This is a genomic window from Pontibacter brevis, from assembly GCF_054779655.1.
Genome location: NZ_BAAGXV010000080.1, coordinates 22,368 through 48,413, shown reverse-complemented (window position 1 = coordinate 48,413; position 26,046 = coordinate 22,368). Strand labels below are relative to the sequence as shown.

Genomic DNA, 26,046 nt, shown 5'->3' with positions numbered 1-26,046 from the left:
ACGGAAAATGTTCCACTCATCCTGCTCAAAACGTAAGATTATGCCTTGTTAAGGCTATGGACCACAAGGTCTTTTAGCTGCTCCGGGTCGAATATATGTGCAAGGTGTCCCTGGTTTCTCACAGGGTACATGGTGATGCCGCGGACCCTTGCCGCAAGTGCAGCTGACGCTGTTCGTATCCCTGGTTGCGTCTCCGTCCCCAGCAACAAATACGTCACCGCTTTTATGGCATCGGTTTCGGTTGACGTTGGGGTAAGGTTATCCAGCGCCTCAAGTTCACGAAGGAAAACCTTCGTCATTTTTGTGAGCTCAGTCCAGACAGGGCTTGCTTTGGAAGCCTCTACAGCCGCAGGGTCAAATCCAACTATTCTTGTTTGGGTCAGTACCGTGGCCTCGTCCATTCTACCGTCCTCGACTAAGGACGATAATTGTGGGAGGAAACCCTGGCTTATTTTCCTATGGATGCTGTTCATCGGCTCATAAAAGATGACACGTCCTTTGAAACCTGATTGGATGATGTAGGCCAACGCTACACCGCCACCGTAGGAATGACCAACGATTGATGCGCCAGGCCCCGCCAAATCTACCATGGAGGCAAGGTCATCAACCTCTCGTTGAAAGGAGAACGGGTTTTTGTCATCAGGGCTTTGGCCTCGCCCTCTGCGGTCGTAGACATAAACGGTGTTAGTTGCTACCAACAGGCTTGCGAACCGGAACCAATGGCTCTGCACAGTGTAGCTCCCATGTACGAGTACCACTGCCGGGCCACTGCCAAATTTGGTGTAGCCGATTTTAAGCCCATCTCCCGATACCAGGTAGTCATTGCTGGTCATTATTTTGTATCAAAGTATGACTATTGTTCCTTCACATTATTGAAGGTGTAGCGGAAGATTTTCCACTCCTCCTGCTCTTTACGGAGAACAAAAAAGTCCCGGCTGGTATGCAAAGCCTCCTTGTTGGCTTTCAGGTCAGTAGCCACTGTTTGTGCGGAGGCCTGCACGAAGGCGTACCTGCCGTCAACTACCATGTTTTGAATAGAGTAACCAATCTGAAAGCCTGTTTCTCTGAAATAACCTTCCCCCCTCCTCTTCAACTCGCTTGAAGTGGTTGTTCTCAAGCCCTCAGGCATAAACTGCCCATCGGCTGTATAAAAAGATGGAATAGAGGCTATATCGGCTGAGTTCAGGACCTGGGCGTATCTGCCGAGCAGTTTTTCAACTGCTTCTCTTTCAGTTTGCGTGCTCATCTGTTTTCTCGTTTCTGGTTAATCATCAACTCCCTACCCATTTCAGTGTTTGCTGATGAGATAAAAGCCTCTCACCCTTACTCTGCCAGCCTGTAATCGGCCACTGTATGGAACCTGATTTTATCGCCTTCCAGGAAAAAGGTATCTGTACCCATAGGTATTTTGGCAACTGCCGATTCACTTGCCCATGCTATATAGGCAACATTGCCAGTAACTGTCAGTTGCTTCATTTCAAAGGCAGAGCCCGTGGGAATCGCTATGAAAAAGTCTTCGAAGAATTTACGGATAGCGGCAAGCCCTTTCAAAGGGCCCTCTGGTGTTAGCACTTCCGACTCCGCTGTATAATCTTTCATGATCCCATCAAGGTCGTTGTGGCCAAAGGCAGTGAGGTGATGTGTTAATATGTCTCTTGTTACTGTTTCGCTGGTTAGCATTATAATCTGGGTTAAAATTGGGGTGATACAGTAATCTGTTGATTGTGAATAGCACTACTGCTCCAGGAAGGGAAGTATGCTTGTCCACACGGCCGGAAAGTTTTCTAAGAAAACAGCGTGTGTGCTGTTGGGGATAATGCTTAACTGGCTGTTGGGTATCAGCTGGGCGGTGTTCACCACCCGCTGTACCGGGTTCGACTGGTCACGGTCTCCTGCCATCACGAGCACCGGGCTCTTAATGGTGCCAAGCAGTTCCTTTCCAACCGTGAGACGATTATACATGCTGCCCAGCTTGGTGAACATTTCCTGCAGTCGTTGCGGCTCGGGCATCAGCGTAAACTGCTGCTTCCAGTATGCACTGTCGAGTGCTACTGCCTGTTTGGCATCAAACTCAAAGTTCCGGACACCGGGGTTCAACTCACTGGCACCTATGGCAATCAGTTTCTTTACCCTTTCCGGATACATACTTGCCAGCTTCAGGCCAGTATAGCCACCATCGCTAAAACCAAGGACAACCACGCTGTCTTTGGTTACCGCGTTGATAACCGACATCACATCACTGGCCTTTTGCTCATAGGTAATTGGTTTGGTTCCAAGTTCAGACTTGCCATGGCCGCGTGTGGAAACAGCGATCACCTGGAAGTCTTGTTTCAGGCTGTCAATAAACTGGTGCATTTCATAGGTAGAGCCGAAAATACCCCCATGAAGAATAACAATAGGCTGCCCTTTGCCATACACCTCATAATAAATTCTCGCGTCCCCTGCTTTCACGTAATGCCCCGCCCTGGGATTGTTGCCGTAGGGTATGGCATGAGCCGGTGAAGGCGCCTTTTGCATAAAGTGTATCAGGCGCTTGGGGGTTTGCGCCTGGCTACCTACAAAGGCAAGCGAAAACACTAATAGGAAAAATAAAATGTGTTTCATTAGTATTCGTCTGTTTAGAAAATAGCCTGATCTTGCAGGAAGGATGCAGGTGTTTCAGGGAGGAGGAGCATAGGCTGCCCTTTTCCCTGAAACTTTACTGAATTAAAACAGCTTCTCTTGCGGAGGGGTCACGCCTGCCAGGCGCAGGTAAACAGTGGTCTGCCCCCGGTGGTGTGTCTGATGCTCGAAGAGCTTGCCTAAGGCGGCTCCCTTCGTCATCTCAAACTGATTGAACAGCTTAATCTTCTCATTCAGCTGGGCAGGCGTCATTCCCTTCGCGTTGTTGATGACAAAGTCATAGCCCGCCATTACCAGCCTGGTAACGTTAGCCTTTGACTTGTCCGCTGTCTTCTCTGATTCACCCTGGCCTACAGGGCTTTTTGCGCCTGTTGCCGCAGCGGCAAAGCCATAGTTGGCGTCCGTTAAATGCAGCATCTGCTCAGCAAAGGAGCGCATCTCAGGCGTGGGTTTTAAGGCATAGCCGGCCTCTGGCATGGCATCCAGATACTCTTTGGTGTAGGCTTTGGCCCTTTCCCATTCTTTGACTGTTTCCTCAACAGATGTTTGTGCCTGCGCAAAAACGCTGAGACCTAAAAAGAGAAAAAGTGCTGCAAATAGATTTTTAGCATTCATTTTTGTTTTTTGATGTGGAAAGTTGATAAAGTTTATTTAGTGAAAAGGCCTGCTCCAAGATTGGCACCCGGTGTGCCTGGCTTCAGATGGAGGTAGTTGCGTTTGGTCTGGTCTTCCACCACTTCCACCCTGGCATCTTTTCTGATGATGACATTCTCACCAAGCTTCAACCGCTTCGGGTTGGCTTTTACACCGAAGTCTTTTGGCCCGCCCCCTTTATGCACCAGCCCATTGTATCCTAAGACCACGGAATTGGATAACTTGTACGTTCTTTGCTCCTCCTCATCCAGCACCCAAAATATGTTGGCGTTGGCGACCACGTTGTTATAGTACTTGAAGTCTTCTGCAGGAGACCAGGCCCAAACTGCCGCACCATAGTTGCCTACTACCAGGTTGTGGTGCATCTGGCAGTTCTCTGCAGGCCGGTCAGAATTCCAGAAAACAACGGCGTCCTTTACATTGTAAAACACGCAATGATCCACTACCACGCCATGTCCGCTGGCAAGTACAGCCACGTGGTTTGGGATGGCATGCCTGTCACCAATGAACAGACACTGTGTGACTCTTAAATCATCCAGATGGATTCCTTCCCGGGCAATGGGGTAGTTTCTGCGAACAGCACCCGAATCCGGTTGCTCATGTACCGGTGTTCCCAGCACCCGCATGCCTTGGATAGTAACATGGCTGGTTTCAATCTGGATACCGTAAGAGGTGCCTTTAAGGGGATCTTTATTCCCATAAGGCTTAAAATTGAGTGGCATGGTAGAAACGATCACGGGCATCTTGGCCGGGTCCCAGTCAGCATCATCGGGTAAAACCTCGGCACGGATGGTCAACCGGTTCTCTCTGGTAAAATGCCAGTTTACGGGGTGAAAGGTAACCGTGGCATCCAGGCCATAGATACCTGGGGCAAGATATATTCTAAGCGCTCCTTTCCCATTAGCTCCGTTCACCCGGCGGGCTGCTTCAAGAAGGGAGCTAAGCGGGCTTTCTTTGGTGCCGTCATTGGAATCTTTACCCAATTCAGGGTCTAAATAGAGCGTACCGTCTTGGGGAATGGAGGCTGTATGTTCATACCGCTGTCCAAAAGCAAGATGGGAAACTATCAAGAAAATTCCCGTTAGCAAGAGTAGTAAGGGCTGTATTGTTTGGCTTTTGTTCATGATGTATGGTTAATGCTTTTCATTAGCTTGATTGCTTTGTTATGAATGCCCCTGAACAGGGCTTATACCTTCTCCTTTGCTTCCGGTATAGTAACCGTTTTGCCGAGGGCGCCAAATTCATGCAGGTTGCCGAAAACCTCGATACGAATAGATTGATTAATACCACCGACACCTACAGGCTCAAAACCACTGTCACGAATTAGTTGCTCAATCTCACCGTTGATGCTGGTGTCATCTGTAGCATAGAAAAGTACCGCAGGCTGTGGCTTTTGGAAAGCCGCACCAGTAAGTGAGGAAACGCCTAATGAGCCTAAGGCTTTGGCTAATTTTGCATCTTTAGGAAGAAGTGCAGAAAGGATTTCGCCTGCAGATTCCTCTTTACCGATAATTTTTTTGAATCCGCCTTTATCATCCGGCGCAATGGGGTTGGAGGGGTCCACAATGATTTTCCCCTGAAGTTCTGTCGCATGTTTTTTTAGCAGCTCTCTTATGGCATCAAACCAGACGGCAAACACAACAATGTCTGCTTCTTTGATAGCAGCGGGGATTTCCATCGGCTGCGCCAAGCCACCTAACTTCTCGGAGAGCTTATATGCCCTCTCGATTTTTCTGTCTGCAACAACAACAGGGCGGTTGCCTTTTACCAGGTTTTTGGCAATAGCATTGCCGATATTGCCAAGGCCGATAACAGCAACTTTCGATTTGTTAGAATTTATCGGTGACACAGCTATTTCTTCCAAATGGTTAAAGGTTAATTTGTGGGTACAAATATCCATCTCGGGACAGCGTTCCCCAATGACCTAGGTTAAGAAATAGCCTTGATCTAGTTTAAGATTTGGTTCTGGGTGTTTTACTGAGCCTCTTGCGCAAGCGGCTCAGGAACTCCGGCGTGATGCCCAGGAACGCAGCGATTTGTACCTGCGGAAGGCGGTTTGATAAGTGTGGGTAAACTTCAAAAAAGGACTGATACCGTTCCTCTGCTGTAGAGCTGATGCTTTGCAGTAACCGTTTCTGGAGTCTGATAAAACTGTTTTCTACCAGAACCCGAAAAATACGGTCAAATTTTGGAGCCTGCATATAGAGTTCTATCAGATCATTATGGCTTATCTGCAGCACCATGGTGTCTTCCAGTGCATCAATGTTCAGTTCAGAAGGCTTTATACTATGAAAGCTTCCCAAATCATTAATCCAATAGTTTTCGGCCGCAAACTGAAGGATGTGTGTGACACCCTTGTCATCTACTTTATACATGCGCAGGCAGCCGCGGACAACAAAATAGAACTGCGTACAGACGTCACCTTCCTGAAGCGCATACTGCCGTTTGCGATAGAGACGCGGGTGAAATTTTTCAGCGATTAGACCTTTCTCCACCTGGTTTAAGGGAATGAGCCGCTCAAAATAATCGAGCAATGGCTGAATAGAAGCTTCAGATTGATTTCCCTTCATCTGCGTTGTATCGCTATCATGCATATTTTATCTACTAAGGTGATTTAACGCTGGCTCACAAGATATACAAGAGCCCGTGAAAGAACCAAAACTCCAGTCCTCCAGTTGCTAAAAGGCACTTTTGCTTATAACAGCTGTTTATGATAAGCAACAGCATCCTTCATGCTTCGCTCATTCAGGTGTTATGTTTAACATATAAGACGTTATAGAACAAGGAAGGCTCCTCTTGATGAGGAGCCTTCCTTGTTTGTAGCCGATAAGTCAGGTTATGTTCTATGAGATTACTGCGCAATGCAGCCCTGTTAATGCAAAATGGATGGCTAAATTATAAATGCTTTACTTGCAGCCATTCCTCCGCACTTTTCTCATCATGGAAGGACTCTGTCTCAAATGCGCTTTTTAAGGCAGGATAGAACATTTCAAAAGACCGCCTCCCATAGATACCGGGGGACAGTACGTGAGCATAATATCGAAGTCCCAACGCTTTGGCCTGCGGCACCCACTTATAAGTTAGCCAACTAACCGCTACCTCCCAAGGGCCTATGAGCTCCCTGTTGCTGTTGATAACCCCCTGGCAGGGCTTCTCCCGCAACATGGTATGCACATGATTACCTCCCATCACGACAGTCTCCAAAGACTGTATGCCAATCCAGTTAACATAAATGAACGAGTTCTCAGGTGTTCTTCTCGCTTCAAAGAAGGTAAATCCCTCAGCTTTTTTAAGCTCTTTGTATTCTGTATATTCTTTCTGCTCCAACAGTATGTCATTAACCTGCACTCTGGGTTTGCCTTGATAACCGACTCTCCCCTACTACGCACTTTGTGAAGTTTATGCTAAATCCTATAAAAAGCTTTTCATAGCTGCAATGGTCTCTTCCGGGGCGCTTAGATTGGGGCAGTGGCCTGTTGCCCTTAAAACCACCAGCCGGCTCCCAGCAATACTGCGATGTGTAAACTCCCCTACGGACAGGGGAGCAATTGTGTCGTGGGTACACTGGAGAATCAGGGTGTCAGTTGTGACAAGCGGCAAATCTTTCCGGTGGTCAGAAAGAAAAGTGATGTGGGCAAAGTCCGTGGCGATTGCTGCGTTGCTCTTGCAGAAGCTTCCTGCCAGTTCCTGACCCAGCTCGGGCCTTTCGGGGTTTCCCATGATAACCGGGGCGATGGTGTTGGACCAGCCTAAGTAGTCACTGTCAAGGGAAGCAAGCAGTTCCTCAATATCCTCCCTGGAGAAACCGCCCCTGTAATCCCCGTCATTGATAAAGCATGGGGAAGGACTAACCATAACCAGCTTGGAAAAGCGCTCAGGCTCCATGATTACTGCCAGCACCCCAATCATTGCGCTTACGGAGTGCCCCACGAAAACCACGTCCTGCAGCTCCAGTTCCCGGCATATCTGTAAAACGTCCGCCGCATAGGCCTGCAGTGAGAAGTAATGCTCTTTGCTATAGGCAGTAGAGTCGGAGCCGCCGAACCCTATGTGATCAAAAAGAACGAGCTTGTAGTCTTCCTCGAAGGCTGGCGTGATGTAGCGCCACATATTTTGGTCGCAGCCATAACCGTGTGCCAGTAGCATGGGCTTATGCCCTTTCCCGATAACCTTTACATTGTTCTTCTTTACTGCATTCATTTGGTATGGCTATGCTTCATATTCTTACTTACGCGCTGCCTTTCGCTTCGTGTGGGCTTCTCATGAAAATGAGCCTACAGCAGGAAACTATGCAGGAAGGCAAAAGGGAGAAGAAGCTCCCCTACTTCTTGGCAGCTATAGAAAACAGGTTTTGAAGTAAATCTACGGATAAAATTTGAAAAAGCGCGGCATAGTTTCTTCTGCTTCCTCAATAGCAGGGTTGGAGTAAAACAAACACCTATTCTCTTTTCCCAGCGGTGGCAAGATTAACCTGTTCTATCGGCAATCCTCACTAACTCAATTACCATTATACAACAAGGAAGGCGCCTCATTGTGAGGAGCCTTCCTTGTTTATAGCCTATGCTAGGTTATGTTTAACAGAGTTACCAACGCTGAATTTAGTACTATAAATTACCTATTTTTCAATCTGATGTTATCGGCAGTCCTTTATTCTTTTTCTTTCAATTGTATCTTCATCATGATATCCGTCTGCTCGTCATCGCCTAGTTTGAAAATATGCTTGTCGAATTCCATAAAGCCGTTTTTCTTGTAGAAACTAATGGCTCTCGGGTTTTCTTCCCACACGCCTAACCAAGCATAGTCGACTCCTTTCTGTGCTGCAATCTGTATGGCCTTCTCATAAAGCAATTGACCGACTTTCTTACCATGGTATTCCTTCAGCACATAGATCCGCTCAATTTCAAGTGCTTTCTCGTCCTGTATGTCTGTTTGTGACTGCCCTACATTCAGCTTCATATAACCGATTACCTGATCGCCGAGTACTGCAAAATAGAATTCCGATCCTTCATTGCTAAGTTCAGTCGCCAGCTTTTCTGTTGAAAAGCCTTCTTCTAAGTACTTGGTCATGTTTTCATCGGTGTTTCCCGCTGAAAACGTTTCGGAAAAGGTCACTCTGCCTATTTTTTGCAGTTGTTCAAGGCTTCTGTTCGTTGCTCTTGTGATATATATTGCTTCCATTACTATTTGATTTATATGATCCTAGGAAGGATAAAAGGAGCAGTTCATGCTTCCAGGCCGATAATTCTGTCCGTGCCGCAAACTTACGTAACTGGAGGGGAAAATAGTGGTCTTTGCAAGCTGTAAATAAAGCATCTCCAATCTTTCAGCGCTCCTTCACTATCCTGCAGCTTCTGTTCGTGCAGACCCAGTTCAACCACCAGCTTCTTCGATTGAAAGTACTCATCCTTCAGCTACCGCAGCTTATATGATTCCGACACTCCTAAACCACCATCATTTTTCTTTCAGCTGTAGAAAGAGGCCTCCGATATACCCATCTTGCAGCACACTTCTGCCACAGAAACACCTGTCTCTGACTGCTTACTTGCAAAGGTGATCTGCGCCTCGGTAAACTTTGTCTTTCTCATGGCAATTCATTTTTTTAGTACGACAGACTGCCCGTTTCCTCTACTTTACAATGGTTCGGTTTTTCGGAGGGAGGTCAATTATGATGCAGGGTAGAGATACCACAATGGCGGCATATAGGCCGACTTTTATTAAACTCCTTTTCATTTCAATTATCTCAGCCATGCCTTCACCTCAATTGTCTGGATTATCAGTTGTTGCGCTTTTTGCAATATCGATGTCCCTTGCTACTTCCGGCCTGATGAGTGCCCAGTGGAACAGGTTGTTGTCGTTACGGTTATGGCTGCTTCCGTTGTAATGCGTCAGGGGCATATCTTTGTAAATGGGACGGGTAATTTTAATTACTTCATCCCAATACCCCAGTGCTTTTTGCAGGTGTGCCACTGCCTTTAGCTGGTTTTCTTTCCCGCCTTTTATCCGGTAGGTCTGAAGCGCAACGGCACCTTTTAGCTTTTCAGCAAGGTGAAGGCCCAGGTTTGCCCAGGCCTTTACATCCGCCACCTCATACATCAGCGAAGCATTGTATTTGGTATCAATGCCTGCTACCAGGCGAAGAGTTTTCCTGCTGTCGCGCTCCAGTATCTGGATTAACACAGGTGGCGTAATTTTATCTTTGTCAAAAGATTTGCCTTCCAGGTGTTTCTGCACATAGTCCTTCACAGACACATAATCAGGGTCCAGGGTAGGCTGGTTTATCAACGCATCCACGGATATGTATTGGGTGCTATCCCCTATGAGTGCCATAAAGCCTTCGCCGTACAGGGTGAAATCCCACCGGGAATCGTAGAGCGAGGCAAGATGCAACTGGGTGGAGGAGGCCAGGGAATATGCCTCTAGCAGGTCTTTGCCCTTTTTACCATAGCGCAAGGTAAAGGCATTCCGGAATACCTGATCCGGTGTAGCAGGACTGTACAGCAGCCTTCCCCATAATTTATAAAACAGCCACTGCCGCTCAAACGCCCACTGCCAGTCTACCGGTGCATCCACGGCTGTGAAATAATCCTTTGCCGGTATGTAGGTCTCTGACCCAATAAAGTAACCTCCTACATAAGGCTGGCTATTCTGGGAAACATGGGCACGAATGAAAGCCGGAACACCCCACCGTAGGGCAAAGAAGTCTTCGTTGCGAGCAGTGTAGGTGATTTTGTAACCTTCCGGCAAGGGGTTATAAAACGTGTCGAACATCTCCCCGCCATGCACCTTTACCAGTTTTGGCGTAGAGTGTGCATGCGACCAGTTGTACTTTAAGTCGGCCCAGATAGGCTCCTGGATAAAATCTAGCGCTGCTTCCCTTTCAATGGATTTCCGGGTTAGTCGTTCCAGGTCCACACTGGTAGCCCCCAGCGATTCGGTGGTACTGGAAAAAGGAATACGATGAACCAGTTTAAGTGGCCGGCCCACCTGGCGCATTCCTTCAATATATGTATCATAGATCCAATCCTCCCGCTGTTGTGGCGTCATACCAGCCATGCCCTCTCCAAGGGTAAGTCCCAAGCCGGTAAGGGTAGGATACTCCTGTAACAGCTGTGTAATGCTCTCCCGCATGTAGCGTTTTACAATGTCAGAGGTATCTCCCGACACATAATAGTGGGGGTACACATTTTTATGCGCCACCCCGTAAGCTTCCGCAAACTCCGGACTTACAAAAATGTTGAAGGGAATGACGTAGGTATCAATCGCACGTTCGTGCGCCATTCGGAAAATTTCCTGGTGCAGCTGTTGCCACTCTTTCATTTCAGCCTCACTAAAAGGGCTGGCTTCCGGAAAGTTCTTCGGGCTTATCATGTACACAAAGGGATGAAGATTCCAGAGGGTAAGGGAATTGAAGCGGTTTTCAGCCATCATGTCCAGGAAAGCCTCCCAATAACGCACATCCCTTACCGTTTCGTAGTGCTGATCCAGGGCAGAACTTGGCCGATAGGAATACCAGGGGGTATTATGCTTTATGGCACGAAAAGGATAATGTGGTTTTTCACTGCGTTTTTGTACCTGCTGAAGCCTGGTTCCATGCCGTAGACTTTCTGCAAGCGAGAGGCTGCCATAAATCACCCCCCTGTTGTCGCCACCACGGATGGTAATGCTGTTCTGCTCCGGTATAATGGCAAACGCTTCGCTTTTCAGGCTGGCAGTATCCAGCCCTATCCTGATTAAATAATCATGTCCGTTCTGCTCTTCAAGCACTGTATACTTTTGTGCCAAAAGAGCCTTCTTTAACTCCTTGGAGGCATATACTGCCTGCGGAGTCAATGGGTCGTACTGCACGTACACCCTTTGAGCGAATGCCGCCTGCATGCCCGCCATACAGCATAGCAAGAGTCCCCATCCTAATTTCCGTAGTGCTATCATAAAAACAAGATACACTTTTATTTTATCTGATTTTACCTGCTATTGCCCTTACACCCACCTGTATGACACTGAAGTTACCGGGCACTAAAACTTTATGCAAAGGCTGTCGAAACCCTTAGCAAATTCATTACAATTACGAACCGGCAACAGCACGCTACCAACTGCCTGATTTAGGTTTATTGCAATATGGTGGGAAATTTTATGGGTGCACAGGTGCTGATGGAGGAACTGGAAAGGAGGGCAGGCACTGAATATATAGCAGGTATGCATTTAGGCTTATCATCCGCTGTTCTACACTGAGTGTACCTTATGGGAGGTAGTAAAGTACATTACCTGGCTCTTTTACCTTTCATTAGCACTAATAAAGCAATGAATCTGGTGTGGGGGCTGACTTTTCGACCTGAATCAAACTTAGGAGAAAGTTAATGTGGTCATGGGTGAGCGGCTTTGTTAATAAACCCTTCACCATCGGATCCTGCGTAACACTGTCACTGTCAAAGTAGCACTCAGTGGTTGTCATGAGCACAATAACAGGAGGCGTGAAGCAGGTTACCTCAACAAGCTTTTTAAGGGCCTCCAGAAACTCACAACCATTCATGATGGGCATGTTTACATCCAGCAGGATAAGGTCCAAAGTTTCTTTAGTTACTAAATCCAGTGCTAACTGTCCGTTTTCCACTTCAAAAACCTGCTCTACGGCATTTGCCTGGCTTAGCGTCCGCGCGCTCAGAAAATTATGTATTGCATCGTCGTCTACGAGTAACACTTTCCCTAGCCCTTGCATGAGATCTATCTTTTTTTGTGGAGTTGGAGCAGTTGTAACAATCATTCTGATTTAGTTGACAAAAATTTCAAACTTTGTAAACCTTTATACGAGGATTTTAATTTAAAATTGAAACTTTATCAGATATTTTTTATTTAAACCAATAACTGACCGTTTATGCACCTTATCTACCGGATTTTTGAGGAGAGTTATCTATCCTGAAGTATCATTTAGACAACATTCATAAAGCAGTAAAAGCCCTTCTACAACTAAAGCATCGGTTAGCTGCTCCCTTCCGGTAGAACACCAAGAAACGTTATTTTTTTATTTTTAGCTGCGTCTTTTCATGTACCGCTGCGTCACCAGCATGTAGAACATCTCAATAAACAACAGAAAAGACATGGAACAAATGGACATGTTCGCTTACATTTTTAAGGCGCGCCAATATCAGCAACCAGAAATCAGAAAGGCAAAGGCAGAAGCTTTGCAAGAACAAATAGGTGCCGCTGCCAAGCAGCCAGAGCACAGGCTACATGTTTATCTGGAAGGATATGATGCAGCCGATAAAGGGTGTGTCATGTGTTGCTAGCATTGTCTCTTCCTTTAACCAACGAGCACCTGGGCAAAACAGGTTAATTATCTACATCTCTTAAAGCAGGGCGGGTATCATGTACGTCCCGCCTTTCATACGCTACCTGAAATGCAGACAGATTGGGTTTGAACTTGCGTTCCCGCGCCAGTTCATAACTGTAAATAATTTGCCCCGGGTTGTAAAGGAAAGGATATCCAAAGGGGAACTGCGTGCGCCATAGCTTCATGTAGCCGCACAACTACCTGAAAGTTAGTTCAACTCTTCTTCACTACCTTCACGACATCATGCAAGATCATGTACAGGCAAGGTACGATGACTAAGATAATGGAAGTGGCGAAGATAATGCCGAAGCCAAGCGAAATGGCCATTGGAATAAGCTGATAGGCCTGGCTGGAGGTTTCGAGGATGATGGGTGTCAGTCCGCCGAAGGTGGTGAGGGTGGTCAGGATAATAGGCCTGAACCTCCTGATGCCCGCTTCATGGATGGCATTGTAGGCAGAAAGCGCTCCCTTGTGTTTATTGGCGTAGTCGATCATGATCAGGGAGTCGTTCACCACCACCCCTGAGAGGGCAATGATGCCCATCAGGCTCACCAGGGAGAGGTCGTAGCCCAGTAAGATATGCCCTATCACAGCGCCTACCACACCAAAAGGAATAGCCAGCATCACGATCAGGGGCTGAATATAGCTGTTGAGCGCTACCGCCAGCAAAGCAAAAATCAGCAGCATGGCAATGATAAAGCCGGACCACAGCGCCTGGGTCGACTCCCGCATTTCGGCCTGGCTTCCTTCGTAAGACCAGGTAATGCCGGGGTAATCGGCCCGCAGCTGTGGGAGAATTTCGGAGTTCAGTGAATTCAGAACACGGGTCTGGGCATTGGCCGGCTCTACATCCATGCCGACACTCACCACTCTGCGCCCGTCCCGCCTGTTGATGTTGGTAAACGTCTCCCCTTCCACTACTTTCACGACATTGAGAAGCGGTATGGCTGTGCCATCAGGTGCCCGCACGATGAACTCTTCCAGGTTATGCATGTCCTTCCGTTCTTCTCTCGGCAGCTTTACCCGGATTTCTGTTTCGTTTGTGCCCCGGAGCTGGCGTAGGGCCAGTGCTCCCAAAAAGGCATCGCGCACCTGCTGCCCCACATCAGAGGGCGTAAAGCCAAGGCTCCTTCCTTCCGGCAGAAGCTCAAAGCCCAGCTGCACCTTTCCCATGTTGTAGTTGTCGCTGACGTCGCGGGTTTCCTCAAAAGACTCCACGCGCTCCACAAATGCCTTGCTGGCCCGCTCCAGCACATCAATGTCAGGGTGGCTCAGGTCCACACTGATGTCCTGCCGCGCCCCTCCGGGACCTCTTTCCGCTTCGAAGGTCATCTGGTCTACCCCCTCGATATCTCCTATCTCCTCACGCCATAAAGCAATGAGCTCTTTGGCGCTCATGTCTCGTTGATCAGGCGGCTTCATCACCACTTCCACATCTACGAAATTATTTCCCCGCACATTGGTTTTCACACCTTCCGCTACTTCATACAGGTTATGCTCTTCGAACATACGCTGGGTGGAGTTGGTGATTTCCATGGCCACTTTTGCGGCCTGTTCGGTGGTGGTACCCACCGGCAAACGTACGGCGCACTCAATTTCATCGGCCGCTACTTCCGGCATCATGATCATGCCCATGTGGTCGCTGTATCCGTACCCTCCCACCAGCAGCAACAAAGCCAGTGCGGCACTCAGGGTGATGTAGCGGTTACGCAGGGAGAGGTCCAGGAAAGGCTTGTAAAAGCGGTTGTTGAACCGGCTGAATGCATCGGCAATGGATTTTTGCCAACCCTCCAGCTTCCGCACCACTTTATTTGAATGCTCTTTTGGCTTATGTGCCACATGCGACGGAAGGATATACAGGGCCTCGAACAGCGAAACAAGAAGCACCACAATCACTACAACCGGTAAAGGCCACCAGTATTTACCGGTTTCCCCCGGTATAAAAAGGAGTGGCATAAAGGCCATGATGGTAGTCAGAATACTGAATGCAACCGGCTTGGCCATGTCTTTGGCACCCAGAATGGCGGCATCCATAAAGCTGTATCCTTTTTGGCGGTATTCGTAGATGTTTTCTCCAACCACAATGGCATCGTCCACCACAATCCCCAGCACAATCATAAACCCAAACATGGAAATCATGTTGATGCTTATGTCCATGACAGGCAAGAAGATCATAGCCCCAATAAAGGAAATGCACATTCCTATCATCACCCAGAATGCCAACCGGTACTCCAAGAACAGCCCGAGGATAACCATTACGATGACAACAGCCAGCAAGCCGTTTTCCGTTAGTAGAGACAGGCGCTCCCTAAAATCCTCTGCCCTGTTGCTGTCGATGCGCACCTGCACACCGGGCGGAAGGGAGGGCTCAAAGTCGGCTATAATCTCTTTCACAATGTCTTCTATTTCCAAAGGCGACTGGTCTCCAATCCGGAATATTTCTAGGTCCACGGTGTTCTGCTGGTTGAATTGGCCGTGAAAGCCGGTTTCTTCAAAGCCATCCGTAATTGTGGCAATATCCGTCAGCTTCACGGTGGCACCCGATTCAGAGGAAATAATGTCTATTTTACCAAACTCTTCCGCCCATAGCTTTCGCTCCTCCATGCGCAGTAGTATTTCCCCGGCCTGCGTTTCAATAGCACCTGCAGGCACGTCCTGGCTCGACTGCCGGATGATGGCGGCCACCTGGCCGAGGGTCAGGTTAAATTCCCGCAGCCGGTGTTCCGGTATCTCCACGTGCGTCACAAAATCAGGGACATTGCCTATTTCTACCTGCGTAATCTCATCACTGCTCAACAGCCGGTTGCGCAGCCTTTCCGCCAGTATCCGAAGGGTCCAGACGTCTACATTGCCAAATAACCCGATTTCCATCACATCCATTTGCTGGTCCCGCAGGGTCACCTGTGGCTGCTCAATATCATCCGGAAAGGTTTGGATACGGCTGACGGCCTGGTCTATGTCCTGGAAAGCTTTCATCCTGTCGGTGCCCGCCACCAGCTCTACCGTTACATTGCCCGAGCCTTCATAGGCTGTCGAGGTGACTTCTTTAATGCCCTGCACACCCCGGATGATTTCTTCTACCGGCAGCAGGATTCCCTGCTCTACTTCGGTAGGGGCTGCCCCCGGGTACACCACATTGACTTCAACAAAATCCAGTTGGAACTGCGGGAAAACTTCTTTCTGGATATTGAACATGGTCCAGATGCCGCCCCCGATGAGAATGAACATCAGGAGATTCGTGATAATACGGTTGCGGGCCATGAAGGCAATGGCACCTTTATGCGTATTTTCTGCCGGTTCTTTTGAATTGTCCATCATCCTTTATTCCTGAACCTGTTCGCTTCCTCTGGTATCCTGCGGAGACGCTCCTCCCTCTGTACGTAAATCAGAGCCTTCCACCACCGTAGACAGGTCTGTTGTGACCACCATATCGCCATCTGAAAGCCCGTCCCGGATATAGGCATACTCCGCATCCTGAAACAGGATGGTCACCTGCCTGATGTTCAGTTTGCCGTCTTTCATCACCCAGACTGTTTCGCCCTGCCGGAGGTAATCGCGGTTCAGCCGGACCACATCCGGAAGCTCCCTGGCCTGTATGTGGGCTTCCACGAAAGTGCCTATCATCAGGGGCGGTATACTGTCGCTTTTTGATGTGCGTGCCAGCGGGTCCGGAACAGATACCAGTACACTTGCCTGCCGCGTCTGGGCATCCAGGGCTCCAACCAAACGGTACAGCTTTCCCTTTCTGTACTGCCCTTCAGGCCAGCTGGTGGCGTTGATGATTTTCACAGCCGAACCGGAGCCGGCCTCGTCTTCAGCAAACGTAAGCCAGTTGACTTTAGCCACGGGAACATTGGCCGCCACCCAGTACTCGTCCATGCCCACCAGCCGTCCTAGCTCTGCTCCGGGTGCCAGCTGCGAGCCTACGTTGGCATTTCTGCTGATGATGTGGGCATCAAACGGTGCCCGGATGGTGGTGCGCTGCAGGTTGAGCAGGGCCTGCTGAACAGAAGCCTCCGCCGCAGCAACAGCAGCCCTGGCTGATTCCAGCTGTGGCTTGCGGAGCACGAGTTCCTGGTTCTCCCCGGAAAGTTCTTCTCCTATTAATTCATAATCTTTCCGGGCCACATCCTGCCTGCCCATCTCGATGCTCAGGTCTGCTTTGGCCAGTTGTAAGTCGCTTTGCCTGAGTTGCAGGGTGTTTCTATAATCCGCAGGGTTAATCTGAAGCAGTGCTTCGCCTTTTCTAACAAAAGAACCGGGGGTGAAATCCTGCGAAATACGCACCACCTCTCCTCCTACCTGGGTACTCAGGGTAATATCCTTTGCTGCCTGCACGGTACCTGTCGCTATCACGGTTGGGGTATAGTTGCCTCTGTTTACCTCCACCACATCCACCAGCATGGCTGTTTTTTTGCTTGCACCCTCCCGCTGCGCTTCCGGTGCCGTCATAAACACAAGGGCAGTAATGGCAGCACTTACCAGCAGGATAGCGGCACTGATGATGAATGTTTTCTTTTTAGTCATTGACTGTATTCTATTTGTTCATAGCCTGTGCTATTGATTGCGTATGTCTTCCTCTAGCTGGGCTTCTCTTTCGGTTTCAAAACCTCCTGCCAGTGCCCGGTAAAGGGCTATTCTTATTTCCAGCAGCTCCAGTTGTGCATTTATCATTTCTCTCCGAAGCTGTTGCTGCTGGTTCAGGGTCACCAGCACATCGAGGTAAGCTAAGGACCCATTGAGGTATTCTATCCGAAGCTGACCATAGGCTTTTTCAGCCAGGTCTACCTGCTCTGCTATTACGTCGATGCGCTGGAGTTGCTTTGTTTCCTGAATCAGGGCATTCTCTATTTCCTGGAAGGCCTCGAGCACCGTTTGCCCGTAATCATAGCGCAACTGCGCCCGGATGGCCTCCGCCTGGTTCACCTGTGCCTTGAGTCTGCCTCCGTAAAAAACAGGTGCCAGCAAAGCACTGCCCAGCGAAATGGCCTGCGATTCAAACAAGCCAATCAGGTTGTTAGACCGCAAAGCAGCATTAAGCGAGAGGTTCAAGCGCGGGTATCGGTTGCTGATGGCGGCAGCCACTTCCCTGTCGGCTGCCTGGAGCCTGTAAAACGAGCTCTGCACGTCGGGCCTTCTATTAACAAGCTGTAGCGGAACACCTGTCAGGGGCAATGGCGGTAGTTTGGGTAGTTTAGCAGGGGCCTCCAGAAAGTTCCCGGGGGGCTGCCCGAGCAGTACGGACAGCTGGTTCTCGAATATTTCTCTTTGTAGTTCAAGCGCTACCTGTTGCTCTCTAGTGTTTTCGATGAGCTGCTGCTGCCTTAGTATATCGACTCCCCTCACCTGTCCGCTGGCAAACCTGTTGCGGATGAGCGCCAGTACCTGTTCGTTGGATTCCAGTTGTTCCTCTATCAGCTGAAGCTGAATGTTGGTGGCCTTTAGCCTGAACCACGCCAGTGCCACCTCGCTCGTCAGGGTGACGGCCGCAGTTTTATAATCGTAATAAGTGGCTTTAAACCTGTATTCCTCCGCATGCACGCTATACCGGATCCGGCCCCACAGGTCTGCTTCATAGCTGGCCCTTAAGGAAAGCTGCGTGTTTTCTCCTCCTACAAAGTCAGGTTCCGGACGGCTGATGCCACTCTGCAGCTGTAGAAATACATCAGGCACCCGTGCCGATGAGGCGATGTTCACCAGTGCCCGGGCCTCCTGGAACTGGTACCAGAAAATGCCCAACGGCAGATTAGACTGCAGGGCGGAGTCTACAAGTAAATGAAGTTGGGGATCGTCGAAAGCTAACCACCATCTGTCAGGAGCCTCTGCGTCGCCGGGCAGGGAGAAACTTTCGGGAGTTTCGTAGGGAAGACTTACTTCGGTAATTTGGCGGGAGCAGCCCGTTAACCAGAAGATAGTGCAGCAGCAAAGGACGGACAAACCGGGTACAGACCATACCCGGGCTTTGGCTAAACTTTTTATCCAAATGCCGTCTTTCAATTTCGAGTGCTTTAGGCTTAAGAACTGAACCGGCTTTTTCAATCGGCTCCTGCTTTAGGCTTCTCTAGGTTTTTACCCTCAGATGCTGCTGAAGGTTTTCTTTGCCCAGCATTGTTCCTATCTGAGGTAGCTACGCCTCCTAGCCCGAAGCAGAGACAATTTTTATCAAGGCCAGGCAGAAGTCTCTTCTTTCAGAGACTCAACAAGCTTACAGCCTTTTGCTGGTATGCCAGCTGGATCCTTCCGGCGGATAGGTAATTTCGCTTCTGAGACGGTTGATGCGTGCTTCATCAAAGCGGGGGAGCTGCATTTCCCCCGCCTCCCGCCACTTCTGGACTTCCCTTTCAGCTTCCTGGGTTTTCTCGGCAGACACCCCTTTGTCGCGGGCCATATACAGCGTCTGCGACGGGAAGGCAAACCCTGTGCCGCTTGCCTCTACTATGTCCATAATGCGTAAGAAAAGGTCTTCCTGCACCTCCAGGAATTCTTCGAAATTACTTGCGTGGACATAAGCAAAAACCTCCAGGTTCAGGGAGTCTGCTCCAAACTCCCTGAAGCGCAGGCGGGCAGGCTCCGGGTCAACTTTAGGGTGTGCATAAAGCATGGCACGGATCTCTACCAGAAGAAAACGCATCTGGTCCGGTGTCGTCTCGAAACGCATTCCCAGCGTATGGTTAAACAGGAAGCGGTCTCTGTGCGCATAGTTTTCGATCCGGAGGGAAGAGAACTCACCATTGGGTATAGTCACGATGGTGCGGGCAAGGGTGCGGATGCGGGTAGACCGCATGCCGATGCGCTCAACTGTACCCACTGTATCGCCTATTTTACAGAAGTCTCCCACACGTACAGGCTGATCGGCAATAAGCGTTACGCTACCTACAAAATTCTCGACTGTTTTCTGGGCACCAAGCGCCAGCGCAATACCACCTATACCCAACGCTGCAAGTCCCGTTGTGACATCGAAACCCAGACTGCCCAGTATGGCGATGATACCAAATATAATGAGAGCAATCTTTGTAGCACGCTGCAGAAAAACCACAGCCGAAAAAGCACCAAGGTTGCCGCGCCGGGTCAGGCTCTTCTTCGAAAAACCGGCTATCACATCAACAAGGCGCCAAAGCAGCAGGAGCACCGCTACCAACCCGATGATAACTGCTAGTTCGCTGAACCTTTGCCTCGCGATGATAGAGACGCCTATCATTTGGCTTGCAGCCACCAGCATTATCACAGCCAGGTAAATTCGGAGGGGTTGGGCAAAAGCCTTCAGCATTTCCAGCACTGCCTCATCTTTGGTTTTGGTCCAGAGCAGGCGGATGGCAAAAATGGCCACTACCGTAAATATCCAGGCAACAAGATAAGCCACTATGGCCAGCACAATCATTGCCAGCCAATGGCCTACAGGCACACCACTCCACCTGTTTTCCTTTAGATAAGCTGGCAATACCCGATCAAGAGGAGTAATAGCAGCGGCCCCGATACTTGCGGGTATTCGCCTGACTGTCTGGGAGGAAAAGAGCCACACAGGTGCGCCTGCCGGCCCTTCGGTTCTTTCTACCAGTATGTCAAACCGTTCGCCGTCGACGGTGGCAGATCCAACTCTGTCGAGTTCCGGCCTCAGGTTATCATTCAGAAGCCCCTGCGGATCATCGCTAATCCAGGAATAGGGAATTATTTCACCTTGCTGGTCCAGCAGGCGTTGCAAAGTCTGCGCCAGCCCGGCTCCCTCCACATTGTCCTGTAAAGTAGTATCAATATCCAGGTAATGAGCAGCACGCGTATAGTCTTGGTCTGCTACCGCCCTGATAAAGCCATACACAGTACCCCGGGGCGTGCGTCTGCCCAGGGAGTCTTCCGGCCATTCTGGCCTTGCGTTTTCCTGGGGTGCTCCGGTAGTGTCGTTCGGAAGTAACTGCGCATGCGCAGGGGATGCAAAATCCATCAACACCAGCATGATGCCAAGGGGAACCATGATGTACTGGTTAAATATATTTCTTATTGAAAAGGGCGTAAGCGTAGGTTCTAACATAGTTTTTCCAAAAACTATTGTGTTTTCAGATACAGCCATTTAAACGGGAATTGCACTTTTTAAAATAAAGGACAAGGTGCTTCAACCTGCTATTACAGCCTTTCTGCAAAGAGAGCTGCACCGCAGCGGAAGCTTTATCATCACCCGTAATTTAACGTTGCTGCTGCCTAGTAGTTACAGCTGATAACTGACGCAAGATGTGCCGCTTTCTCCGGGTTGCTGCAGCAACTACAGCAAACGTAGCAGTTGAACTGTTACTGAGTTTCAGCCTTTGATTTGTGAAGCACCTAAATAAACAGCAGGAGGTACAACAGCCCTTGCACTGTCTGGTCGGCCACAGCATAAACTACATAAAGAAATAAGCCTACAAAGAGGCATATCTCCAGCAGAGATATTACAAAAAGCAAGATTCTTGAAATAACTGTGCTCATCCTGGTTTTAGTTTAAGGTTATGGGATTACCCTGGCTATCGATAAGCGAGATAAGCAACTATGGCTTTATTCTGAATTAAATGTGATGAATGCAGGAAAAGATGTGACAGATAGCGCTGCATGTTTACTGCGTTATACTTCCAAGGGCATACGAACCCTGCACCTGACTTGTATAAACATCTATTAATAATGCTGTTGCCTCTGGTCTTTTAGAAGCTTTTCCTGTATCTTAAACCTGGTATCCGGAACCGGAAAGAACCTGTTCCCTTATCTTTTCTTTTGGGTGCAAACCGTATTTTTTTACCAGCAAATACTGCTAAACATTTTTCCAGCTTTATGTATCAGTCTATCATACTTTCCGAAATCAAATGAAGAACCTTATTCAGTTTGTATTGACCGTGGCTTTCAGTGCGATAAGTGTGGGGTTGTATGCCCAGTCGCCGGTTAAGGTAATATTTGATACAGATATAGATTCCGATGTGGATGATATAGGTGCACTGGCGATGCTGCACACCCTTGCCAGGCACAATGCGGTGGAGATACTGGGCATGATTGTGACCAGCGAGGATAAATATGCCCCTATGTGTACGGATGCTGTCAACCATTACTTTGGGCGGCCCGACATTCCTATTGGCGCGCTGAAAGGTGTTCCGTTGCGGGACAACTCAAAATACACCCGGCAGTTGAGCCAGGAATTTCCCCACAGCCTTACCTCTTACGAGGAGGCAGAGGACGCTACAGTGTTATATCGCAAACTGTTATCCTCGCAGCCAGACAACAGTGTTGTCATCATTACGGTCGGGCACCTGACCAGCCTCAGGAACCTCATTGAATCCGGACCGGATCAGTACAGCAAACTTTCCGGGCTGGAACTGATCAAGAGAAAAGTAAAGCTGTGGTCCTGTATGGGCGGCACCTACCCTGAAGGCAAAGAGTCTAATTTTTTCCAGCCTGATCCGGCTTCCACAAAAATAAGTGTTGAGAAATGGCCGGTTCCAGTCGTGTTTGCAGGCTGGGAAATTGGAAATAAAATTATTACCGGCGGAGAGTATCTGCAGAAGGCACTCCCTACCAACAGCCCGGTTTGGCGCGCATACCAACTGTACAACAATTTTCAGGGAAGGCCAAGCTGGGATCAGGCGTCTGTGCTGTATGCTGTTTCCACTACAAACGGCTACTGGACCTTAAATCAGGAGGGGCATTGTGCCGTAGCTGCGGATGGTAGCAATAAATGGGTTCCGGGGAAACCAGGTAACCAGGCTTATTTGGTCAGCAAGATGAACCCGGCAGAAGTAGCGAAAATCATTGATGCATTGATGACAGGGTATTACAGTGTTAACTTTTAGAGCATTGATAGTCAATAGACTAACATACCTGACATTATGCTGGGCTTTACTACTGCTGACATGCCTGTGCCAGTCGTGCACGCAAAGAACCGGCTCCTCAAAGAGCGTCAGCACACTTCAGGCAACCTTCTCCCCCGCCAACCTGAACCGGCATCGGGACATGGATGTCTCCTGGAGGTTTCTTCGGGACAGTGTAGCCGGCGCAGAAGTGCCCAACTTTAACGATACCCAGTGGCGGACAGTGGATTTACCCCACGACTTCAGCATTGAAGATCTCCCGGGACCAGATACAGAAGAGCAGATAGGCCCATTTACAAAGCAAAGTCCGGGTGGCCCCTCCACAGGTCATGTGATGGGTGGCACAGGCTGGTACAGAAAAAAATTCACGCTCTTACCCGATGACCATAATAAAATAATCAGGATTCATTTTGATGGGGTTTACATGGAGTCGGATGTGTGGGTGAACGGCAAGCACCTGGGCTACCACCCCAACGGCTATACTCCTTTCTATTATGACCTCACGCCTCACCTGAACCCTGCAGGGCAGGAAAATGTGCTTGCTGTACGAGTAAAGAACAACGGCAGGAACAGCCGCTGGTACAGCGGATCAGGTATTTACCGCCACGTTTGGCTTACCGCGACAGCACCGGTACACATCGACACGTGGGGAGTAGCTATTACGACGCCGGAAGTTAGCCCGGATAGCGCCACTATCAGACTTAACATCAGGCTGCGGAACGAAAGCGAAACGGCCAAACAACTCGCTGTAGTTACACATTTAGTGGATACCGGCAATAAGGTAATTGCCGAAGCCGAAACCAGCGCTCATACTATTTTGAAAGGCGGGCAGTCAGAACTGGTGCAAACTATGCAGCTTTCCTCTCCAGTACTGTGGTCACTGGAAAACCCGCATCTTTACAAAGCTGTCGTTTCGATCCTGGAAAATGGCCATGTGGTAGACCAGTATGTCCAGGACTTCGGCGTACGTTCCATTTCCTTTAGTGCTACCGAAGGATTTCTGCTGAATGGCAGAAAGGTACTTCTGAAAGGAGCCAACATGCATCACGACAACGGCCTGCTGGGGGCTGCAGCCATTGGCAGAGCGGAAGAACGTAAAGTTGCCATCATGAAAGCCAACGGTTTCAATGCTATCCGAACCAGCCATAACCCGCCGTCCGCTGAGTTTCTGGATGCCTGCGATCGCCTGGGCGTGCTGGTGATGGATGAGGTGTTTGATATGTGGGAGCACCCGAAAAACCCGCAGGATTACCACCTGTACTTCAAAGAGTGGGGCAAGCGCGACATGGAATCCATTCTGCTGCGAGACCGTAACCACCCCTCCGTTATCTTCTGGAGCATAGGCAACGAAATTTATGAAAGAGCAGACTCATCCGGTGTGAGAATTGCAAAGGAACTGGCGGAACTCTGCCACAGCATAGACCCGACACGGCCTGTGACCGCAGGCATCAGCGGCTTCTGGGACCACCCCGGCCGCACCTGGGATGAAACAGCACCCGCTTTCCGCTACCTCGGCGTGCATGGGTACAACTACAGCTGGAAGGAGTATGAAGCTGATCATCTCAAGTACCCTGACAGGGTGATGGCCGGCACTGAAACCTTTCCAAGAGAAGCCTTCATTAATTGGCAGCAGGCAAAGCAGCACTCCTGGGTTATCGGCGGCTTCGTCTGGACGGGGATGGACCACCTGGGCGAATCGGGCATTGGGCACGCGGTACTGAATAAAGAGGCGGGTGGGCTGATGCCCTGGCCATGGTACGTAAACTGGTGTGGCGATATCGACCTGTTGGGAAATAAAAAGCCCCAGTCCTATTACCGGGATGTGGTGTGGGGGCAGAGTACTTTAGAAATGGCCGTACACGCCCCCATACCAGCAGGAAGCGTTGAGTATATTAGCAAATGGGGCTGGCCTGATGAACACCAGAGCTGGACCTGGCCAGGGGAAGAGGGAAAGCAGCTGTCAGCAGCCGTTTATGCTAATGCGCAAAAAGTAAGGCTGGAGCTAAATGGCCGCCCTATCGGTGAAAAACCTATTTTACCTGAAAGCCTGTTGACTGCTACCTTTGAAGTGCCGTATGCGCCCGGGGAGCTGAAAGCAGTCGCGATAACGGACGGAAAAGAAATTGCCACCAAAGTGCTCAGAACAACAGGACTGCCTGCCGGCTTGCGCCTTACACCTGACCGTTCTCAAATCCGTGCCTCCCGTAATGATTTAGCCTATGTGGCCGTAGAGGTGATAGATGAAGCCGGCAATATAGTGCCGTTCGCAGCAGTTCCTGTCCGCTTCTCGGTGGCCGGCAATGGAGAATTAGCGGCCACCGGCAATGCCAGCCCCCACGATATGAAGAGCTTCAGGCAGCCGGTTGGCAAAACGTACCATGGCAGGTCAATGGCCATTGTACGCCCCTCCGGCAAAAACGGCTCTATCACTCTGACAGCAACAGCAGAAGGAATGGAACCTGTCTCTGTGATCATTCAAACAACTGGCGGTGAATACGAAGAGTAGAAGATTACAAAGCTGTGCTTGATTCGAAAGCACAAGCTGCTATTCAGGAAATTAAACTAGCCTGCTCAGTTACTACCCGCTTCCTGTTTCCGCTCTTATTCAAGACTTTGTCTTGCTGGCAAAAAGCAGCTTGTATTCAACTAAATCAGAAAAGGTTTTGTAAGTCCTGGAATAGAGCGGTTTTGATTGGAAATCGTAACTTTAAGAAATGATTGCTGCATACGTGCACGCAGCTTACCTGCTAAGGTTTTCTGAGTATACCCGGGAACCAGCTCATAAAAAGTCCTTCGTACCGGAGAGTCTTAAGCAGCACATTCATCAAACTTTATCCTGTTGTACATGTCCCTTCACCTTCCCCTAATCACGGATCCCCAGTTGCTCGGGGAAATTGAAAATAGCAGTAAGAAACTGGTGTTTGAGCCGGGACAGACCATTATTGAGTCAGGGCAGTATATTAAGATGGTGCCTATTATTGTGGAGGGGGCAGTAAAAGTGATGCGTACGGATGAAGAGGGGCATGAGCTTTTCCTGTACTACATTGAAAGCGGTGAAACGTGTGCGGTGTCATTAACCTGCTGCAGCACCTCCCATCCCAGCGACATCAAAGCAGTGGCGGAGGAAAGAACAAAAGTGCTGGGCGTTCCTGTGCGGAAACATGAAGAGTGGACAAATGAATTTTCCCAATGGAAAGACTTTGTGGCCATGACATACCAAAAGCGCTTTCAGGAAATGCTGAAAGCCATTGATGATGTTGCTTTCAGAAAGATGGATGAACGCTTGCTCAGGTACCTGCTCGTCAAGTCGAAGCAGCTAAACACGCTGGAGCTTTCAATGACCCATCAGCAAATAGCCAGTGAGTTGGGAACATCCAGGGAAGTTATTTCGAGGCTCCTGAAACAGCTGGAGAAGCGCAAACTGGTGGAACTGGAAAGAAACAAAGTGTATGTGCGCGATGATTTAGAAAACCTCTTAAAAGACGTTGCAAGGTAAACTCTGTTGCTGGTTTTGAACCAATAGCATGGTGCACAATCCTGTTTCTCTTCATCAAAAAAGTTCAGCCAGGCCGGCATATATGCTACTCTGGCAGGCCTGTTTAAATTAACCACGGATGCAGCCACGGC

At 49.3% G+C, this 26,046-nt stretch carries 23 protein-coding genes; 4 read left to right on the top strand and 19 right to left on the bottom strand.

Features of this window, described 5'->3' with window-relative positions; all coding sequences use genetic code 11:
• Positions 1-38 precede the first annotated feature (38 nt).
• The 14 genes from ACYVB1_RS16715 to ACYVB1_RS16650 all read right to left on the bottom strand — a co-directional run bounded on the left by ACYVB1_RS16715 (position 39) and on the right by ACYVB1_RS16650 (position 11,989).
• Positions 39-833 carry an alpha/beta fold hydrolase gene (locus tag ACYVB1_RS16715; protein ID WP_460924937.1) on the bottom strand — a complete coding sequence of 265 codons (795 nt, stop codon included), beginning with the start codon at positions 831-833 and terminating at the stop codon, positions 39-41.
• A 20-nt stretch (positions 834-853) separates the two neighbouring features.
• The gene (locus ACYVB1_RS16710) at positions 854-1,246 is read right to left on the bottom strand and encodes a YybH family protein (protein ID WP_460924936.1); all 393 of its coding nucleotides are present in this window, start codon (positions 1,244-1,246) and stop codon (positions 854-856) included.
• Positions 1,247-1,323: 77 nt separating this feature from the next.
• Positions 1,324-1,680, bottom strand: a complete 357-nt coding sequence (locus ACYVB1_RS16705; RefSeq protein WP_460924935.1) for a nuclear transport factor 2 family protein — start codon at positions 1,678-1,680, stop codon at positions 1,324-1,326.
• A 54-nt stretch (positions 1,681-1,734) separates the two neighbouring features.
• Entirely contained in the window at positions 1,735-2,604 is an 870-nt protein-coding gene (locus tag ACYVB1_RS16700) for an alpha/beta fold hydrolase (protein ID WP_460924934.1), read from the bottom strand.
• Positions 2,605-2,706: 102 nt separating this feature from the next.
• Positions 2,707-3,237 (bottom strand): DinB family protein, encoded by a 531-nt coding sequence (locus tag ACYVB1_RS16695; protein WP_460924933.1) that lies wholly within the window; start codon positions 3,235-3,237, stop codon positions 2,707-2,709.
• Positions 3,238-3,269: 32 nt separating this feature from the next.
• On the bottom strand, positions 3,270-4,400 hold the full coding sequence (locus ACYVB1_RS16690; protein WP_460924932.1) for a hypothetical protein: 1,131 nt from the start codon (positions 4,398-4,400) through the stop codon (positions 3,270-3,272).
• Between the two features lie 62 nt (positions 4,401-4,462).
• Entirely contained in the window at positions 4,463-5,140 is a 678-nt protein-coding gene (locus ACYVB1_RS16685) for an NADPH-dependent F420 reductase (RefSeq protein ID WP_460924931.1), read from the bottom strand.
• Positions 5,141-5,228: 88 nt separating this feature from the next.
• Positions 5,229-5,870 carry a Crp/Fnr family transcriptional regulator gene (locus tag ACYVB1_RS16680; protein WP_460924930.1) on the bottom strand — a complete coding sequence of 214 codons (642 nt, stop codon included), beginning with the start codon at positions 5,868-5,870 and terminating at the stop codon, positions 5,229-5,231.
• A gap of 301 nt (positions 5,871-6,171) precedes the next feature.
• Positions 6,172-6,603: a hypothetical protein gene (locus ACYVB1_RS16675; protein WP_460924929.1), complete on the bottom strand. Its 432-nt coding sequence runs from the start codon at positions 6,601-6,603 to the stop codon at positions 6,172-6,174.
• Between the two features lie 84 nt (positions 6,604-6,687).
• A complete protein-coding gene (locus ACYVB1_RS16670; protein ID WP_460924928.1) occupies positions 6,688-7,476 on the bottom strand; it encodes an alpha/beta fold hydrolase in 789 nt (262 codons plus the stop codon).
• Positions 7,477-7,923: 447 nt separating this feature from the next.
• Positions 7,924-8,343 carry a GNAT family N-acetyltransferase gene (locus ACYVB1_RS16665; RefSeq protein ID WP_460924927.1) on the bottom strand — a complete coding sequence of 140 codons (420 nt, stop codon included), beginning with the start codon at positions 8,341-8,343 and terminating at the stop codon, positions 7,924-7,926.
• Positions 8,344-8,738: 395 nt separating this feature from the next.
• On the bottom strand, positions 8,739-8,861 hold the full coding sequence (locus ACYVB1_RS16660; protein WP_460924926.1) for a transposase: 123 nt from the start codon (positions 8,859-8,861) through the stop codon (positions 8,739-8,741).
• Positions 8,862-9,033: 172 nt separating this feature from the next.
• Positions 9,034-11,205 (bottom strand): glycoside hydrolase family 20 zincin-like fold domain-containing protein, encoded by a 2,172-nt coding sequence (locus tag ACYVB1_RS16655; protein WP_460924925.1) that lies wholly within the window; start codon positions 11,203-11,205, stop codon positions 9,034-9,036.
• 358 nt (positions 11,206-11,563) lie between these two features.
• The gene (locus ACYVB1_RS16650; protein ID WP_460924924.1) at positions 11,564-11,989 is read right to left on the bottom strand and encodes a response regulator; all 426 of its coding nucleotides are present in this window, start codon (positions 11,987-11,989) and stop codon (positions 11,564-11,566) included.
• Positions 11,990-12,368: 379 nt separating this feature from the next.
• Here ACYVB1_RS16650 and ACYVB1_RS16645 point away from each other — a divergent pair, with 379 nt between their 5' ends.
• Positions 12,369-12,557 carry a hypothetical protein gene (locus ACYVB1_RS16645; protein WP_460924923.1) on the top strand — a complete coding sequence of 63 codons (189 nt, stop codon included), beginning with the start codon at positions 12,369-12,371 and terminating at the stop codon, positions 12,555-12,557.
• 43 nt (positions 12,558-12,600) lie between these two features.
• Here the strand turns inward: ACYVB1_RS16645 and ACYVB1_RS16640 are convergent, their stop codons facing one another.
• The 5 genes from ACYVB1_RS16640 to ACYVB1_RS16620 all read right to left on the bottom strand — a co-directional run bounded on the left by ACYVB1_RS16640 (position 12,601) and on the right by ACYVB1_RS16620 (position 20,624).
• Complete coding sequence (locus tag ACYVB1_RS16640) at positions 12,601-12,786, bottom strand: hypothetical protein (protein ID WP_460924922.1); 186 nt, start codon at positions 12,784-12,786, stop codon at positions 12,601-12,603.
• Positions 12,787-12,814: 28 nt separating this feature from the next.
• Positions 12,815-15,919: an efflux RND transporter permease subunit gene (locus tag ACYVB1_RS16635; protein ID WP_460924921.1), complete on the bottom strand. Its 3,105-nt coding sequence runs from the start codon at positions 15,917-15,919 to the stop codon at positions 12,815-12,817.
• Positions 15,920-15,922: 3 nt separating this feature from the next.
• Positions 15,923-17,128 (bottom strand): efflux RND transporter periplasmic adaptor subunit, encoded by a 1,206-nt coding sequence (locus tag ACYVB1_RS16630; RefSeq protein WP_460924920.1) that lies wholly within the window; start codon positions 17,126-17,128, stop codon positions 15,923-15,925.
• 30 nt (positions 17,129-17,158) lie between these two features.
• Positions 17,159-18,598, bottom strand: a complete 1,440-nt coding sequence (locus ACYVB1_RS16625) for an efflux transporter outer membrane subunit (RefSeq protein ID WP_460924919.1) — start codon at positions 18,596-18,598, stop codon at positions 17,159-17,161.
• Positions 18,599-18,806: 208 nt separating this feature from the next.
• A complete protein-coding gene (locus ACYVB1_RS16620) occupies positions 18,807-20,624 on the bottom strand; it encodes a mechanosensitive ion channel family protein (protein WP_460924918.1) in 1,818 nt (605 codons plus the stop codon).
• Between the two features lie 799 nt (positions 20,625-21,423).
• Between ACYVB1_RS16620 and ACYVB1_RS16615 the strand changes: the two genes are divergently transcribed.
• From ACYVB1_RS16615 to ACYVB1_RS16605, 3 genes are all read left to right on the top strand, one after another.
• Positions 21,424-22,401 carry a nucleoside hydrolase gene (locus ACYVB1_RS16615; RefSeq protein ID WP_460924917.1) on the top strand — a complete coding sequence of 326 codons (978 nt, stop codon included), beginning with the start codon at positions 21,424-21,426 and terminating at the stop codon, positions 22,399-22,401.
• A gap of 160 nt (positions 22,402-22,561) precedes the next feature.
• On the top strand, positions 22,562-24,925 hold the full coding sequence (locus tag ACYVB1_RS16610; RefSeq protein ID WP_460924916.1) for a glycoside hydrolase family 2 TIM barrel-domain containing protein: 2,364 nt from the start codon (positions 22,562-22,564) through the stop codon (positions 24,923-24,925).
• Positions 24,926-25,264: 339 nt separating this feature from the next.
• Entirely contained in the window at positions 25,265-25,915 is a 651-nt protein-coding gene (locus ACYVB1_RS16605; RefSeq protein ID WP_460924915.1) for a Crp/Fnr family transcriptional regulator, read from the top strand.
• Positions 25,916-26,046: the final 131 nt, after the last annotated feature.